At 69.8% G+C, this 14,255-nt stretch carries 14 protein-coding genes; 2 read left to right on the forward strand and 12 right to left on the reverse strand.

The features are described from left to right. Positions 1 to 58: 58 nt before the first annotated feature. The 11 genes from KPL78_RS03325 to KPL78_RS03375 all read right to left on the reverse strand — a co-directional run bounded on the left by KPL78_RS03325 (position 59) and on the right by KPL78_RS03375 (position 11,585). Positions 59 to 1,042, reverse strand: coding sequence for a Bug family tripartite tricarboxylate transporter substrate binding protein (locus tag KPL78_RS03325; RefSeq protein ID WP_219761445.1), 984 nt, complete (start codon positions 1,040 to 1,042; stop codon positions 59 to 61). Positions 1,043 to 1,082: 40 nt separating this feature from the next. Next, the gene (locus KPL78_RS03330) at positions 1,083 to 2,060 is read right to left on the reverse strand and encodes an electron transfer flavoprotein subunit alpha/FixB family protein (protein WP_219761447.1); all 978 of its coding nucleotides are present in this window, start codon (positions 2,058 to 2,060) and stop codon (positions 1,083 to 1,085) included. After that, positions 2,057 to 2,854 (reverse strand): electron transfer flavoprotein subunit beta/FixA family protein, encoded by a 798-nt coding sequence (locus KPL78_RS03335; RefSeq protein WP_219761449.1) that lies wholly within the window; start codon positions 2,852 to 2,854, stop codon positions 2,057 to 2,059. The genes KPL78_RS03330 and KPL78_RS03335 overlap by 4 nt, the downstream gene beginning before the upstream one ends. A 5-nt stretch (positions 2,855 to 2,859) precedes the next feature. Then, entirely contained in the window at positions 2,860 to 4,227 is a 1,368-nt protein-coding gene (locus KPL78_RS03340; RefSeq protein WP_255568624.1) for an FAD-dependent oxidoreductase, read from the reverse strand. Next, positions 4,227 to 5,762: an FAD-dependent tricarballylate dehydrogenase TcuA gene (gene tcuA, locus KPL78_RS03345; protein ID WP_255568527.1), complete on the reverse strand. Its 1,536-nt coding sequence runs from the start codon at positions 5,760 to 5,762 to the stop codon at positions 4,227 to 4,229. The genes KPL78_RS03340 and tcuA overlap by 1 nt, the downstream gene beginning before the upstream one ends. Before the next feature lie 180 nt (positions 5,763 to 5,942). Further along, positions 5,943 to 6,524, reverse strand: coding sequence for a cysteine hydrolase family protein (locus KPL78_RS03350; RefSeq protein WP_219761452.1), 582 nt, complete (start codon positions 6,522 to 6,524; stop codon positions 5,943 to 5,945). A 27-nt stretch (positions 6,525 to 6,551) separates the two neighbouring features. Then, positions 6,552 to 7,532, reverse strand: a complete 981-nt coding sequence (locus tag KPL78_RS03355; RefSeq protein ID WP_219761454.1) for a Bug family tripartite tricarboxylate transporter substrate binding protein — start codon at positions 7,530 to 7,532, stop codon at positions 6,552 to 6,554. A 16-nt stretch (positions 7,533 to 7,548) separates the two neighbouring features. Next, positions 7,549 to 8,520 carry a Bug family tripartite tricarboxylate transporter substrate binding protein gene (locus KPL78_RS03360; RefSeq protein WP_219761456.1) on the reverse strand — a complete coding sequence of 324 codons (972 nt, stop codon included), beginning with the start codon at positions 8,518 to 8,520 and terminating at the stop codon, positions 7,549 to 7,551. A gap of 25 nt (positions 8,521 to 8,545) precedes the next feature. Beyond that, positions 8,546 to 9,361 (reverse strand): aspartate/glutamate racemase family protein, encoded by an 816-nt coding sequence (locus KPL78_RS03365; RefSeq protein WP_219761458.1) that lies wholly within the window; start codon positions 9,359 to 9,361, stop codon positions 8,546 to 8,548. Positions 9,362 to 9,372: 11 nt separating this feature from the next. After that, positions 9,373 to 10,122 (reverse strand): SDR family NAD(P)-dependent oxidoreductase, encoded by a 750-nt coding sequence (locus KPL78_RS03370; protein ID WP_219761460.1) that lies wholly within the window; start codon positions 10,120 to 10,122, stop codon positions 9,373 to 9,375. Beyond that, positions 10,119 to 11,585 (reverse strand): FAD-dependent oxidoreductase, encoded by a 1,467-nt coding sequence (locus tag KPL78_RS03375; RefSeq protein WP_219761462.1) that lies wholly within the window; start codon positions 11,583 to 11,585, stop codon positions 10,119 to 10,121. The genes KPL78_RS03370 and KPL78_RS03375 overlap by 4 nt, the downstream gene beginning before the upstream one ends. Before the next feature lie 414 nt (positions 11,586 to 11,999). On the opposite strand from KPL78_RS03375, the gene KPL78_RS03380 reads away from it, so the two are divergent. Both KPL78_RS03380 and KPL78_RS03385 read left to right on the forward strand, forming a co-directional pair. Beyond that, complete coding sequence (locus KPL78_RS03380; protein ID WP_219761464.1) at positions 12,000 to 12,944, forward strand: tripartite tricarboxylate transporter substrate binding protein; 945 nt, start codon at positions 12,000 to 12,002, stop codon at positions 12,942 to 12,944. A 7-nt stretch (positions 12,945 to 12,951) separates the two neighbouring features. Continuing rightward, positions 12,952 to 13,347 (forward strand): RidA family protein, encoded by a 396-nt coding sequence (locus KPL78_RS03385; protein ID WP_219761466.1) that lies wholly within the window; start codon positions 12,952 to 12,954, stop codon positions 13,345 to 13,347. A gap of 230 nt (positions 13,348 to 13,577) precedes the next feature. Here the strand turns inward: KPL78_RS03385 and KPL78_RS03390 are convergent, their stop codons facing one another. Beyond that, positions 13,578 to 14,216 carry a MarC family protein gene (locus KPL78_RS03390; protein ID WP_219761467.1) on the reverse strand — a complete coding sequence of 213 codons (639 nt, stop codon included), beginning with the start codon at positions 14,214 to 14,216 and terminating at the stop codon, positions 13,578 to 13,580. Positions 14,217 to 14,255: the final 39 nt, after the last annotated feature.

Below are 14,255 nucleotides of genomic sequence, written 5' to 3' on the forward strand. Positions count from 1 at the left end.
GCGTCCGGCGCGCGGGTCCACGCGCCAGATGCGAAAGGACCTTTCGGCGAAGGCGCGCTTACTCGTCGGCGCGCGCGCCGGAACTGCGCGCGACCGCGCCCCATTTGTCCCATTCGCTGCGCAGGAAGGCCTGGGTCGCGGCGGGCGAGGCCATGGTCATGGTCTCCAGGCCGACGGCGGCGAAGCGTTCGCGGGTCTCCGGCGCCTTCGCGACGTCTGTGAAGGCGGTGTAGAGGCGCTGCAGGATGGGCTCGGGCGTACGCAGCGGTGCCACGATCGCGACCCAGTTGACGGCGACGACACCGGGCACGCCGACCTCGGTGAAGGTCGGGACGTCCGGCAGCAGCGGGCTGCGCCGGTCGGACATGACCGCCAGCGCGCGAAGCTTGCCGTCCTTGATGAGACCATAGATCGCCGCGAGATCGACGATCACGCCCTGCACATTGCCCGCCATGGTGTCGGTCGCGGCCGGGCCGCCGCCGCGATAGGGGACATGCGTGATGTTCGGGCTGATTTCGCGGCGCAGGATCTCGATGGCGAGATGCGCGAGGCCGCCGGCGCCGGATGAGGCGATGTTCACCGGCCCGCGCCGCGCCTCGGCGATGAATTCCTGCACCGTATGGGCGCGGCTGGCGGGACCGACCGCGAGCACCGAGGGGGTCGCCGCCACCGTCGCGACGGCGGCGAAGTCGGTGCCGGCATTGTAGTTGATGTTGCGGTTGGTGTGCGGCGCGATCACCAGCGGGCTCGAACTCGCGAGGTAGAGCGTGTAGCCGTCGGGCGGCGATTTCTGGACGTAGTCGGCCGCGAGCGTCGCGTTGGCGCCCGGGCGGTTCTCGATGACGATCGGCTGGCCGAGCAGTTCCTGCAGGCGGGGTTGCAGGATGCGCGCGGTCACGTCGTTCGACCCACCCGGCGGGAAGCCGATGATGAGGCGGATGGGGCGATCGGGAAACGCCTGCGCGAAGGCCGAAAGCGCCGGCAGCGCCAGGGCGGCGCCGCCGCCCAGCAGCAGGCGGCGTGTTGTTGTGATGTGTGGCATTCCTGTCCTCCCGTTCTCGATGTGGGTGATGTCGGCCCCGTCAGCCGTCGCGGATCTTCTCGATGAGCCGAGGCAGGACCTCCTGCCAGGGTGCGGCGAGGCCGATCTCCGCGACGCGGAAGATGTCGGCCTCGGGGTCGCTGTTGATGGCGGCGATGCGGCTGCGCAGCGCGATGCCGGCGAGATGCTGGGGCGTGCCGGACATCGCGACGGCGAGGTACAGATCGGGGGCCACGAAGGCGCCCGACTGGCCGACCTGCTGCGACACGCTGGCCCAGCCGGCATCGACGGCGGGCAGGCTCGCGCCCGTCGCGGCGTCGAGCAGCGCGGCGAGTTCGTGGAGCTGCGCGAAGCCGTCCGGCCCACCCATGCCGCGGCCGCCGGAGACGACCAGCCGCGCCGCATCGACACGCCGGGGACGGTCGGCGGCGGCAGGTTGGATCATCGGCTGGGGCACGTCCTGCGGTAGCGGAATGTCGAGTTCGACCCGCGTCACCGTCGGTGCCGCGACCGCGGGCGGCGTCTCCATCGGGCGCCGCAGCACGGCGATGCAGCGGGGTGCATCGGTTTCCACCACCAGCTCCGCGCGGCCGCCATAGGTCGCGCGATGCGCGGTCACCGTGTGGCCGTCCAGCGCCAGCGCGTTGCATCGGCCGAGTGGGACAGCGTAGATGCGGGCGGCGAGGCGCGCGGCGAGTTCTTCCCCCACCGCGCCGCCGGGCAGGAGCAGCAGGAGCGCGTCCTCATCCTCGGCAAGCAGGTGGGCAAAGGACGCCAGGAGGTGTTCGACCAGCGGCGGATCATCGGACGCGCGATGGGTCGCGAGCACGATCTCCACCGCACCCTCCCGCGCTGCCTGGGCGGCAGCGGTATCGATGTCGGAGGCTGTTCCGAGAAGCATCGCGCCGGCCCGAAGCCCGTGCCGCGCCGCGACATCCGCGGCGGCGGCGATCGCGGCGCAGGGATCGGAAACCGCGGGATCGCCGAGCGGGACCAGGGCGAGGATGCGGCGGGTCATCGCGACGCTCCGTCACGCCAATCGCGCAGATAGGTCGCCATCTCGGCGATCTGCGTGTCGAGCGGGCCTTCCAGCATGCGGCAGGCGCCGGCGCCGCGTTGCGGCGGCGGGACGACGGCGAGCGAGCGGGCGTGCAGGGCGATCGGACCGGCATCGGCCGGCATGGTCACGATCTCGATCGGCTCGCGCCTGGTCAGCACGACGTTTTTCATCAGCGGGTGGCGCAGGCGGTTGCTGCGATCGTTGGTCACGCTCACCAGGGCTGGCGTCGCCAGCGCGATCGCCTCCTCGCGCGGGCCGCGCATGCGGTGCGCGACGATGGCACCGTCGGCAAGGGCCAGGGCATGCGCCTGGCCGCAGAAGGTCCAGCCGCGCGCCGTGGCGAGCAGGGGTGGCAGGACGCCGTCATCGCCGTCGCCGAACTCACGGCCCATGAGCACCAGCCCGGCCGCAGCAGCGGCATCGACCGCGGCGGCGAGCAGGCGGGTGGCAGCGTGGGGGTCCCAGAGCGGCGCGCCGGCAGTGTCGAAGCGGAAGACGCGATGCGGGCGCAGCGCCATCACCGCGCGCAGCAGCGGATCGCGGGCCGCATCGCCCGGGATCACGGCTGTGACGCGGATCGCGGGATCGGCGTCGCGCAGCTTCAGCGCCGTCTCCAGCGCCGCCTCGTCGAAAGGGCTGAGGCGATAGGGCAGGCCGGTTTCGTCCGGCTGCTCGCCGCCCGCCCGTAATGCGAGCCGTTCCAGCCGCCACTTCGGATCCACCACGCCGGCGAGCAGGACCACAATCTCCATGGCGGTCAGGCCGCCACGGCGGTGCGGGCGGCGATGCGGCCGAAGATCAGCGCCTTGCCCAGCGCAGAACCGGTCATGTAGGCGTTGCCGTGGAATCCGCCGACCACCTCGCCGGCGGCCAGAAGGCCATCGATGCGCTCGCCGAAGACGTCGATCACATGCATCTGCGGGTCCACGCGCAGGCCGCAATAGGTGCCGTACACGGCGGCGGTGGAGGGATAGGCGTAGAAGGGCGGCGTTTCGATCCGCCGCAGCGCGCCGTGGTTGTGCACCATGTGGCGGCGGCCGAATTCGGGGTCCTCGCCGGCATCGACGAAGCGATTGTAGTCGGCGACGGTCTTCAGCAGCGTCGCCTCGGGCACCTCGATCTGGCGTGCGAGATCCTCCAGCGTGTCGGCCTCGATGAAGAGGCCTTCCTCCAGCCGCCGCTCGAAGTCGAGGATGCGGACCTCGTTGTCGCCGCTCGCCATGATCGGGGCGTCGAGGATCTGGAAACCGGTGCCGTAGGGCTGGCGCAGGCAGGCCTCGCCGAGCAGCTTGTAGGAGAGCGATTCATCGACGAAGCGGCGGCCATCCTGGTTCACCGCGATCGCACCCTTGTAGACGCAGAGGCAGCTATGGTTGTTCAGCTCGTCGGTCGGGTGCTTGCCGAAGGTGCCCTTGATCTGCGCCATGTCGCGCAGGTCGGCACCGAGCGCCCAGGCCATGCGCAGCCCGTCGCCGGCATTGCCCTCTCCGCCGACGAAGACCGCGTGCTCGCAGGCCGGCGCGAATTGCGCGAGCAGTTCGGGATTGCGGCTGAAGCCGCCGCTGGCCAGGATCACGCCGCGGCGGGCTGTGATGTCGAGGGCGCCATCCGGGCCTTCGGCCAGCAGGCCGGTGACGCGGCCGGTGGTGGCATCGCGCCGCAGCCGTCGCGCCGCGGTGTTGGTCAGCAGCGTCACCTTGCCGGTCGCGCGGCAGCGCGCGGCGAGCAGCCGCACCAGATCCGCCGGATCGACGGTGTGCACGCGCGGGACGGATTGGCCCGAGGAGGCCTCCAGCCCCGGCGCGAAGACCTGGCCATGCGCCTTCAGCCAGTCATAGGTCTCGAGCTGATGGTCGGCATAGACGGCGATCAGCGCATCATCCGCCGCACCGCCGCCGAGCTGCTTCAGGTCGCGCGCCAGCAGCGCCGCATCGTCCGCGATGCCCTGTTCGCGCTGCATGTCGGTGCCGGCGAAGGCGAGGCAGCCGCCGCTCATGGCCGAGGAGCCGCCCGTCTCGGACAGCTTTTCCAGCATCAGGACCTCGGCGCCGCGTTCAGCCGCTTCGAGCGCGGCGGCGAAGCCGGCGGCGCCACCGCCGACGACGAGGATGTCGGTTTCCATCATCACGCGGCCGACACCTGCCGCGCATAGGCAGCCGCACCCGCGCCGGCGGAGCGTCCGAAGACGGAGCCCGACATGAGGCCGGCACCGCCGGGATAGCCGGTGTAATAGAGGCCGCCCACCATCTCGCCGGTCGCGTAGAGGCCGGGGATGCGTGGCCCGTCCTCGCTGACCACCATGGCCGTCTCGTCGACGCGGATGCCGCCATAGGTGCAGGTGACGCCGCAGGTGATGCCGATCGCGATGAAGGGCGGCTTGTCGAGCGGATTGGCCCAATTGGTCTTCGGCACCTTCAGCCCGGGAACGCCGCGCCCGTCACGGATGTTCGGGTTGAAGGGCACGTCGCGCTGCACCGCGGCGTTCCATTCGCGCACGGTGCGCAGGAAGCCTTCGCGATCGACATCGCCCATCCGGTCGGCGAGCTCCTCGATCGTGTTGGCCTCGATCTTGGTGATCTGGCGGATGCGGTATTCGTCCGAGAGAAGATGCGCGACGTGCTGGTCGAAGATCTGCCAGGCGAGGCCGGCGGGCTGTTCCAGCACCGCCTTGCCGAGCGTCGCGTAGATGTAGTTGCGGAAATCCGCGCCCTCGTTGAAGAAGCGCTCGCCGCGGAGGTTCACCATGATGCCCATGGGGAAGCCGTTCTTCTGCTGCCCGGCCAGGCCGAGCTCGCCGAATTCGGGGGCGCAGCGGTCATAGGCGACGGCGTGGCAGCCAGACCAGTGACCGTAGGACAGCGCGCCGACGTCGCGCGCCATCTGGATGCCGTCGCCGGTGTTGAAGCGCGTGCCGCGCGGCTTGGCGAGGTCCCAGTCCTGGCCCAGGTAGCGCGCGCGCCATTCGGCATTGGCGTGGAAGCCACCGGCGCCGAGCACCACGGCGCCGGAGCGGATCGCGCGCCGCTTGCCCTGGTGGATCACCTCCACACCATGCACGCCGTCATCGTCGGCGATCAGACTGACGGCGCGCGCACCATACAGGACCTTGATGCCGCGCTTCGCCGCGGAGGCGAAGAGCATGTCCATCAGTCCGCGCCCACCGCCGACGGCTTCCACCGTCAGCCCGCCCCAGAACTTGAACTTCCCGTCCAGCTTGAAGGCCTGGCGGCCGTAGATGGGCACGAAGCGCACGCCCTTCTCGCGCATCCAGACCATGGTGGGCAGGCTGTGGTCCACCAGCACCTGGATCAGGTCCGCATTCGCACGCCAGTTGGACAGGCGCATGCAGTCGTCGAAATAGGTGTCGCGCGTATAGGTGCCGAAATCAGTCATCGCGATCTCGGCGTCCGTGAGGTCGGGGACGATGCGCTGCAGATCCTCGACGCCGTCATAGACGGTGCGGAAGGCGCCGCCGCTATGGGCGCTGTTGCCGCCGCGATCCTCCTCCGGCGCGCGTTCCAGCACCAGCACACGGGCGCCGGCCTCCTGCGCGGACAGGGCGGCGCACATCGCCGCGTTGCCCGCGCCGACCACGATGACATCGATTGCCCCGAGGGCTTCCTCCTGCGCCATTGCCGTGCCTTGCTGCCGTTGGTCCATTGGTGTCGTCCTGCGACACGCGGGGGATTATCGGCGAGCCCTGGAGTGGGTCCAGCAGCGAGCACGGCATGGTTCGCGAATACTCCATTCACGAAAGACGAAATGCCGACGGCAGTGCACAAACGAAAAGCGCCCCGGGATCGCTCCCGGGGCGCTGGCGACGCGTCGCGCGATGCGCGGTCAGGCCGTGAAGTCGACCGCGTCGGATGTGGTGAAGGTGGCGAAGCGCTGCAGCACGCGGATCGCGGCGTCATGATCCTCGTTGGTGGGCGAGGCGCAGCAATCCTCGATGACGGTGCACACATAGTCGCGGTCATGGGCATCGCGTACCGTGCCCTGCACCACGGCGATGGTGGACACGCCGGAACAGAAGATCCGCCGGATGCCATGCGCGCGCAGGATCGCCTCGAGGCTCGTTGCATAGAACGGGCTGACGCGGTGCTTGACGATGTCGAAGTCGCCCGGCTGCGGCGCGAGATCCTTGTGGACCTCGGTGCCCCAACTGCCGAGCTTGAACAGCCCGTGCTGCCGCGCACCGTTGAAGATCGCCGAAGTGGTCGGCGCCTCCCGGTAGTCGGGCGAGAAGCCGACGCGGACATAGCCGATCGGCACGCCGGCCGCGCGCGCCTTGGCGATCGCGGCGGCGGTGCGGGGAATGATGCCGCGGCTGCGGACCAGGGCGCCGAGCGGGCCCTTGCCGTTGGGGCCGTCCTCCGCGACCAGGTCGTTTTCCATGTCGAGCACCAGGTAGATCGAACTCATGCCATCCTCGGCTGCTGTTTCGAAGGGTCAGTCATCGAGGCGGACGTTCAGCCGCGCGACGCGCGCGCGCCAGATGGCGTCCTCCTCCTGCAGATAGGCGATGAATTGCCGGCGATCGGCGATGTCGGCGATCAGGCCGTTCTGCGTCATGAAGTCGCGTGCCTCGGGCGCGCGCACGAAGGCCTGGGTCTCCTGCGACACGCGGTCGGCGATGGCATCCGGCGTGCCGGGCGGGGCGAGGATCGAGAGCCACAGATCGCCCGACAGATCGACGCCCTGTTCGGCCAAGGTCGGGACCTCCGGGATCGCCGGGAAGCGCCGCGCCGTGGCAACGCCAAGGATCGGCAGGCGCCCGCCCTGTCCGAGTGCGACGGCGACTGGCAGCATCATCGCATCCACCTGGTCGCCGAGCAGCGCCGCGACGGCCGGCGACGCGCCCTGGAAGGGGACGTGCTGCATGGCGGTCTGCGTCTCGTGCTTGAAGGTCTCCATCATGACCTGGGAGGTGCTGGCCACGCCCCAGGATGCGTAGGTGAGGGGGTTGTCCGCGCGGCTGCGCGCCAGCGCCACGAAGTCCGGGATGGTGCGCATGCCGAGCCCCGGCCGCGTGACGACCGAGAAGACCAGCCGCGCGACGGCGGAGACCGGGACGAAGGTCTGCGGTTGATAGGGCAGGCGCCGATAGACGACCGGGTTCACCGAATGCGTGTCAGCGGTGGTGAAGATGAAGGTATGGCCGTCGGGTGCCGATTGCTGCACGGCCTGGGAGCCGAGGATGCCATTGGCGCCTGGCCGGTTTTCCACCACCACGGGTTGGCCGAGGCGCGGCGAGAGTTCCCGCGCCACCCAGCGGGCGACGAGGTCGGTCGCCCCGCCGGGCGGATAGGCGACGACGAGGCGCACCGGCCGGGTCGGTGCCCAGGCCTGGGCCCTGGCGAGGCGCGGGGCCGTGGCGATGGCGGCGGTCGCGGCGAGCACCGTGCGGCGCCTGGCAAGAGTCGATGTCATGACTGCTGTTTCCCTCTCAACCTGCCGTGATGCCGGCCGTGCGGATCAGCGCGCCGGTCTCCTCGAAGCGGCGGGTGACATAGGCCTTGAAGTCGGCGGGGCTGCCGCCGATCGGCTCGACGCCCATGGTCGTCAGGCGTGCGATGGTGGCTTGGTCGCGCAGCCCTTCGTTGATGGCGCGGTTCACGGCGTCGATCGCACCGGCCGGCGTGCCCGCGCGCAGGAACAGGCCGAACCAGGAGCTGGAATCGTAGTTGGGCACGCCTTCCTCGATCATCGTCGGCAGGTTCGGCACCAGCGGCGAGCGCCGCGCCGAGCCGATGGCGAGCGGCCGCAACTCGCCCGAGGCGATGTAGGACTGCACGGAAGGATAGTTCTCGAACATCGTGTCGACATGGCCGGCCAGCATGTCCGTCACCGCCGGCGCGGTGCCGCGATATGGCACATGGACCATGTCCACCTGGGCGCGTGCCTTGAACAGTTCGCCGCTGAGATGGGCGAAGGATCCGATGCCGGCGGAAGCGAAAGTGAGCTTGCCGGGCTCCGCCTTGGCGCGCGCGACGATGTCCTGGACGGAGCGGATCGGGCTGTCGCGGCGCACCACCGCGACGGCGGGGCTGTCGCCGACGAAGACCACGGCCTCGAAGTCGCGCAGCGGATGATAGGGCATGCGCGGCGCGAGATGCGGGTTGATGGTGACCGGCCCCGGTGTGCCGGCCAGCAGCGTGTGGCCGTCCGCCGGCGCGTCGAGCACGCGTTGCGCGCCGATCATGCCGCCGGCGCCGGTGATGTTCTCCGGCACCGCTGGCTGGCCGAGGCGATCCGTCAGCATCTGCGCGCAGAGGCGCGCCATGATGTCGGTGCTGCCGCCGGCGGCGAAGGGGATGATCACGCGGACAGGATGCGTAGGGAAGCGCTCCTGCGCGCGCGCAGGGTGCGGCAGCGCCGGAAGGGCTGCCGCGAGACCCAGCAGATGACGTCTGTTCATGGTTGTTCCTCCCGTCGTCGCCGCCTCAGCCCGGGCGGTTCGGCAGCTGGTTGAGGCCGTAGAAGCCCAGCAGTTCCTTCACCCGCGCGCGCGGCGGCTTCGCCTGGAAATAGCCGCGCCGGTTCGGCGAGACGCCGGTCACCTGGCGCAGTCCGACCATCATCTCGGCGGTCTTGATGGTGGCGGCGAGGGAATCCACCACCGGCACGCCATCCACCTCGTTCACGCCGGCCTTGGCGAGCAGCAGGCAGAGCGGTGCCTCGCCGGGGATGATGACGTCGGCGCCGCGCGCGATCAGGGCGCGGGCATCGGCGCGGAAGCGTTCGATCAGCGGGGCGGTGTCGCCGGCGTAGCCGGCCAGCACATCGGTGAAGCCGAAGCCGACCTCATGCGCGCCGACGAAACGGGACGCGAGGCCCATGCGTTCGACATTGCGTTCCACCGTGCCGGCCATGCCCTGGATGAAGAGCAGCACGCCGATGCGCTGGCCGAGCATGGTCGCCGCCAGCATCGCACTCTCCCCGTAGCCGACGACGGGGATGTCCACGATGCTGCGGATCTCCTGCAACGAGGGCTCGGGCAAGGTGGCCAGGGCGAAGGCGTCGAAGCCTTGCTCCTCCGCCGCGATCGCACCCATGACGAATTGCTGGCTGTGCAGCGTCTGGAAATAGGCGAACTTGATGTCGTTCCCGGGATACTCGGTCTGGTAGGTGCCCGGATGCATGCCGTGCATCACCACCTCGGTACCCGGGGCGGCGACGCGCGCGAAATGCTCCTGCAACGCCGCCGCATAGGGCGGCAGGTTGCCGAGCACGGTGAAACTGTGATGCCAGATCCGCATGGTCGCTCCGTTCAGTCCGCCCACATGCCGCCATTCACATCGAGCACCTCGCCCGTGATGAAGCCGGCGGAGGGACCGGCGAGGAAGGCGACGGCGGCGGCCACCTCCTCCGCGCGGCCCATGCGGCCCACTGGGATCAGCGCCTGCAGCGCGGCGGGGAAGTTCGTCGTCATGGCCGAGGCGATGGGGCCGGGGGCGACCGCATTCACGGTGATGCCGTTCGCCGCCACCTCGCGCGCGAGGAAATACGTCAACGCGTGAACGCCGGCCTTCGACACGCCGTAGGCGACGTTGCCGGCGCGATCGAGTTCGCCCTTGTCGAGCCAGGGGCGCGCATTGCCGCCATTCTTGCCGATGATGGACCCGATGTTGACGATGCGGCCGAAGCCGTTGGCGCGCATGGCCGGGATCGCTGCCTGGCAGCAGAGGAAGGTGCCCTTGAGGTTGATGCCGAGGACGCGATCCCACTCCGCTTCCGGCAGCGTTTCCGCCGCGCCGGTGGAGACCACGCCCGCGACATTCACCAGGATGTCGAGCCGGCCGAAGCGTTCGACCGTGCGTGCGACCATCGCCGCGATGGCATCTCGGCGCGTCACGTCCACGGCCATCGTCAGTGCGTCGGGTGGAGCGGGCGGTTCGCGGATGTCGGCGAGGGCGAGCGACGCGCCCGCATCGCCGAGCGCCGTCGCCACCGCGCGGCCGATGCCGCCGGCCGCCCCGGTGACCAGGGCGACGCGGCCGGCGAGATCGGATGTGCTCACGCGTTGGACCGCCGCTGCGCCGCGTCGGTGCCGGCCAGGCGCCCGAAGACGAGACCCTTCAGCACCGAGGTCGCGCCCGTGTAGTTGCCCCAATAGGTGCCGATGATCTCGCCCGCGGCGTAGAGGCCGGGGATCGGCCTGTCGCTGGCATCGAGCACGCGCGCGCGCCCGTCGATCTTCACGCCGCCGAAGGTGAAGACGTTGGAGGAGATGATCGGATAAGCATGGAAGGGCGCCTCGACGAGTGGCGTTGCCCAGTTCGACTTCGGCGGATTCAGCCCCTGCGTCGCCAGGCCGTCGAGCTCCAGCGGCTTCCACTCGCCCGCGACGCAGGCGGCGTTGTAGGTCGCGACGGTCGCTTCCAGCGCATCGGGCGGCACGCCGATGGCGGTGGCGAGGTCTGCCACGGTCTGCCCGACGATGGGCGGCTTGTCCGTGCGGATGCCGAGCCGGTAGTTCGGGATGCGCATGTGGCGCGCATCGAGCACGACCCAGGCGATGCCCTCCGCCTGTTCGTAGATGCGGCGCGTGACGCGCTCGTAATAGGCATCGACGGTGCCGGGCGCCTCGTCGGCGAAGCGCTGGCCGGCCTTGTTCACCAGGATGCCGTAGGGGAAGATGAAGACCGAGGGTTCGGCGATGCCGGAGCGCGGATCGACCGGCTCGGCATGGTAGCTGCCGAAATCGCCGCTCGCCGCGGCGCCGATGTCGAGCGCCATGCGGATGCCTTCGCCGCGATTGTAGTTCGCGCCCTTGCAGACCGGGCGCAGATAGACCGAGCGCGGGCCGAGATAGCGCGTCAGCATTTCGCCATTACCCTCGAAGCCGCCGGCGGCGAGGGTGACGGGGCCGCGGAAGCGGCGCAGCCCGCCCTCGGCGCGCGCGACGACGCCGGTGACGCGGCCATCCTCATCCTGTTCAAGGCGCTGTGCCGTGGTCTCGTAATGGAAGTCCACGCCGAGGACCTCGGCGCGGGCTGCCAGCGCCTCTACCAGCGCGGCGCCGCCGCCGACCGGCAACAGGCGCGGCTGCGATTTCGTGAGGAACTGCGTCGGCAGGAAATCGAAGCGCACGCCGAGGCCGGTCAGCCAGGCGATGGTGGGGCCGGCCTCGTCGGCGAAGGTGCCGACCACCTCCGGGTCGATCAGCGCGACGGCGCGCGCATAGCCGGCGCGATGCTCGGGGCCGCGTGCCACCTCCTGCGCGAGGTCGGGGTCGAGATAGGGCGGGGAGCCATTCTCCGCGAGCATCGTCTCGAAGTCATCGGTCACCTCCGAATGACTCTTCATGCGGAGATAGGCTTCGGTGTAGCGGGATTGCCCGCCGCGCTCCTCTCGTGGCGCGCGCTCCAGCACCGCGACGCGGGCCCCGGCCTCGGCGGCCGCGGTGGCGGCGGACAGCCCCGCGACGCCGCACCCGATCACCACCAGATCATAGCTGTCCTGCCCTGCCGAGCCTGCCATCGCGTTCCTGCCGTTTCCTCGCCGTGTCTGGCCGCAGGTTTCATCCGAGCGCCTGTTTCAGGCAACGCCGCAGGGCGCGGCGAAAACGAAAGCACTCTTCTGCGTTCGTGAAAGATCGCCGGTGCCGCGGCGCCGGCGCGGGTGATCCGGATCCGGGACCGGATCCCGCGTCACCCCGCTCGTCTGCCTTCTTCCGCAGCGGCCCTGCCCAGAGAGCGTGCGGCTTGCCACCGGGTCCATCCGAGAGGCGCGGAAGGCGCGGATGGGGCCGTTGACATGGCCAGACCGCCGATCTCAGGTGTCGGCCGCAATCATTGTTGGGGTGGGATCATGACGAGCAGGTCGGAGCCGGCCGGATCGACGTTCCATCGGGCGCATGCCATGCCGGGGCGTCGAAGGCTCCTCGGCGCCGCCATGGCTGGCGCCACCTTCGGTGGCGGTGGCGCGCATGCCCAAGGCCGCAGCGACATTGTGAAGATGATCGTGCCCTATGGCGCGGGCAACATCACCGACCAGGTCGCGCGCGTCTTTCTCGATCTCCATACCGCGCGCACCGGCCAGCAATTCGTCATCGAGAACCAGCCGGCCGCCGGCGGGACGCTGGGCGCCTACAACATCGCCCATGCGCCGGCCGACGGCTCGGTGATGGGGATGATCTCCGCCGCCGCGCTGACCATCGCGCCGCACGCCAACAGGCAGGCGGTACGCTACGATCCGGTCGCCGACTTCGTGCCGGTCTGCGGCGCCTATCTGTCCAGCACCTACCTGGCGGTGAACGCGACGCTGCCGGTGCATACGCTCGCCGAACTGGTCGCCTATGCGAAGTCGCGGCCGGCGGACAATCCGCTGTTCTACTGCTCGCCGGGCAATGCCACCGTGCCGCATCTGAACATCGAGACGGTGTGCCGCACCTTCGGCTTCACCATGCAGCACGTGCCGTACCGCACCAGCGCGGCGGCCAATACCGACCTGCTCGCCAACCGCGTGCAGGTGACGATGGATTCCGCGAGCATCACCGTGCCGCACATGCAGACCGGCAAGCTGCGGCCGCTGGCCTATAGCGGGCCGGCGCGCAGCGCCGAATTCCCCGACGTGCCGACCTTCCGCGAGGCGGCGCCCGGGGCGCAGATGCTGAATGCGTGGTCGGCCTTCTTCTTCCCGAAGGGCGCGGCGCCCGCGGCGGTTGACCGCGCGGTCCAGACTTTCCAGGCGACGGCCAACGATCCCGGCTTCGCCGAGAAGCTCCCGCTCAGCGTGACGCCGCTGATCCTGACGCCGGCCGAGCTGACGGAGCGGATCCGGTCGGAGAATGCGCGGCTGAGCGCCCTGATCGCGACACTTGGACTGACACAGGACTGAGCCGGCCATGACCAGAGAGATCATCAATTCGTCCCGCGTGACGCCCATGCGATCGGCAGTGAATCATGCCGTGAAGTCGGGCGGCTTCGTCTTCGTCACGGGCGTGACGCCATTCCGCGGGGCGGAGCGCATGACGGCGACGATCGACAAGGGCGACCTGGTCGCGCAGATCCACCAGGTGATGAAGAACATGCAGGCGATCCTGGAGGAGGCCGGCACGTCGCTGGACCGCGCGGTGAAGATGAACATCGCGCTGACCGACATGAGCCGCTACGCGGAGTTCGACGCGACCTTCCGCACCTATTTCGCGGAGGGCAATTTCCCGGCGCGGCAGACGACGGAATCGGCGCGCCTCGCGCATCCGGACTTTCTCGTCTCGATCGACTGCATCGCAGAGGCCTGATACCGGCGGCGCCTTTGCCCGATCCTGCGTCCCGGCGTTGCGCATGAAGCGCGCTTCGCATGGTGGCCGAGCCGCTGCGCACGGCGCCAGGTGACGGTTTCCAAAGGGCCTGTGGCCGATGGGATCGCGTGGCGGGGTAAGGTTTGGAGAGGCGCAGAGCCCCTCTCCATGCAGCGCCACCGGCCATGGCTTCGCACCTGCGGGGCAGGGCGCGCCACCAGTTCGGCGGATCAGCCGGCCAGTCCGGGGAGCAGGGCCTTCGCCCCGTCCGCGATCATCTGGACGGCGATGGCGGCGAGGATCAGGCCCATCACGCGGCTCATGATCACGCGGGCGGTGTTGGAGAGGAAGGTGCCGACCCGGCTGCCCAGGGCAAAAACCACCGCCACCGACAGCACCACGGCGCCCAGGACCGCGAAGTATCCGATCCAGTTCGCCATGCCCTTCGTCTGACCGGCGAAGAGGATCAGCGTGGTCAGCGTGCCGGGCCCCATCATCACCGGGAAGGCGAGCGGATAGAAGGCGATGGCGCGGGCGCTGTCCGGGTAGGCTGACTGCTCGCTGGCGCTGCCGTGGTGCATGCTGCTGTCGCTGCCGCTCAGCATGCTGAAGGCCAGCTTCAGGACGACAAGGCCGCCGGCCACCTGGAGGTCGTGGATGCTGACGCCGAAGAAGCCAAGGATCTGGGCCCCCGCGAGCGCCGTCACGGTGCCGAGGATCAGGAGATAGCCGGTGACCTGCAGTGCGATCCGGCGCTGGACCGCCGGGCTGTCGCCCTCCGTCATGTTCAGGAAGATCGGCAGGCCGCTGAGCGGGTTCATGATCGCGAGCAGGGCGCCGAAGAACTTGAGGAGGAGCACGGTGTCCATCGCAGGTCTGTCGCATCGGTACCCGCCCTTCGCAAGCGC

This window comes from Roseomonas alba, from assembly GCF_019430885.1.
In the GTDB taxonomy this organism is placed as follows: domain Bacteria; phylum Pseudomonadota; class Alphaproteobacteria; order Acetobacterales; family Acetobacteraceae; genus Neoroseomonas; species Neoroseomonas alba.

Coding starts and splice junctions, on each gene's coding strand:
- KPL78_RS03325 (WP_219761445.1), bottom strand. CDS start 1,042: ATGCCACACATCACAACAACACGCCGCCTGCTGCTGGGCGGCGGCGCC.
- KPL78_RS03330 (WP_219761447.1), bottom strand. CDS start 2,060: ATGACCCGCCGCATCCTCGCCCTGGTCCCGCTCGGCGATCCCGCGGTT.
- KPL78_RS03335 (WP_219761449.1), bottom strand. CDS start 2,854: ATGGAGATTGTGGTCCTGCTCGCCGGCGTGGTGGATCCGAAGTGGCGG.
- KPL78_RS03340 (WP_255568624.1), bottom strand. CDS start 4,227: ATGATGGAAACCGACATCCTCGTCGTCGGCGGTGGCGCCGCCGGCTTC.
- tcuA (WP_255568527.1), bottom strand. CDS start 5,762: ATGGACCAACGGCAGCAAGGCACGGCAATGGCGCAGGAGGAAGCCCTC.
- KPL78_RS03350 (WP_219761452.1), bottom strand. CDS start 6,524: ATGAGTTCGATCTACCTGGTGCTCGACATGGAAAACGACCTGGTCGCG.
- KPL78_RS03355 (WP_219761454.1), bottom strand. CDS start 7,532: ATGACATCGACTCTTGCCAGGCGCCGCACGGTGCTCGCCGCGACCGCC.
- KPL78_RS03360 (WP_219761456.1), bottom strand. CDS start 8,520: ATGAACAGACGTCATCTGCTGGGTCTCGCGGCAGCCCTTCCGGCGCTG.
- KPL78_RS03365 (WP_219761458.1), bottom strand. CDS start 9,361: ATGCGGATCTGGCATCACAGTTTCACCGTGCTCGGCAACCTGCCGCCC.
- KPL78_RS03375 (WP_219761462.1), bottom strand. CDS start 11,585: ATGGCAGGCTCGGCAGGGCAGGACAGCTATGATCTGGTGGTGATCGGG.
- KPL78_RS03380 (WP_219761464.1), top strand. CDS start 12,000: ATGGCTGGCGCCACCTTCGGTGGCGGTGGCGCGCATGCCCAAGGCCGC.
- KPL78_RS03385 (WP_219761466.1), top strand. CDS start 12,952: ATGACCAGAGAGATCATCAATTCGTCCCGCGTGACGCCCATGCGATCG.
- KPL78_RS03390 (WP_219761467.1), bottom strand. CDS start 14,216: ATGGACACCGTGCTCCTCCTCAAGTTCTTCGGCGCCCTGCTCGCGATC.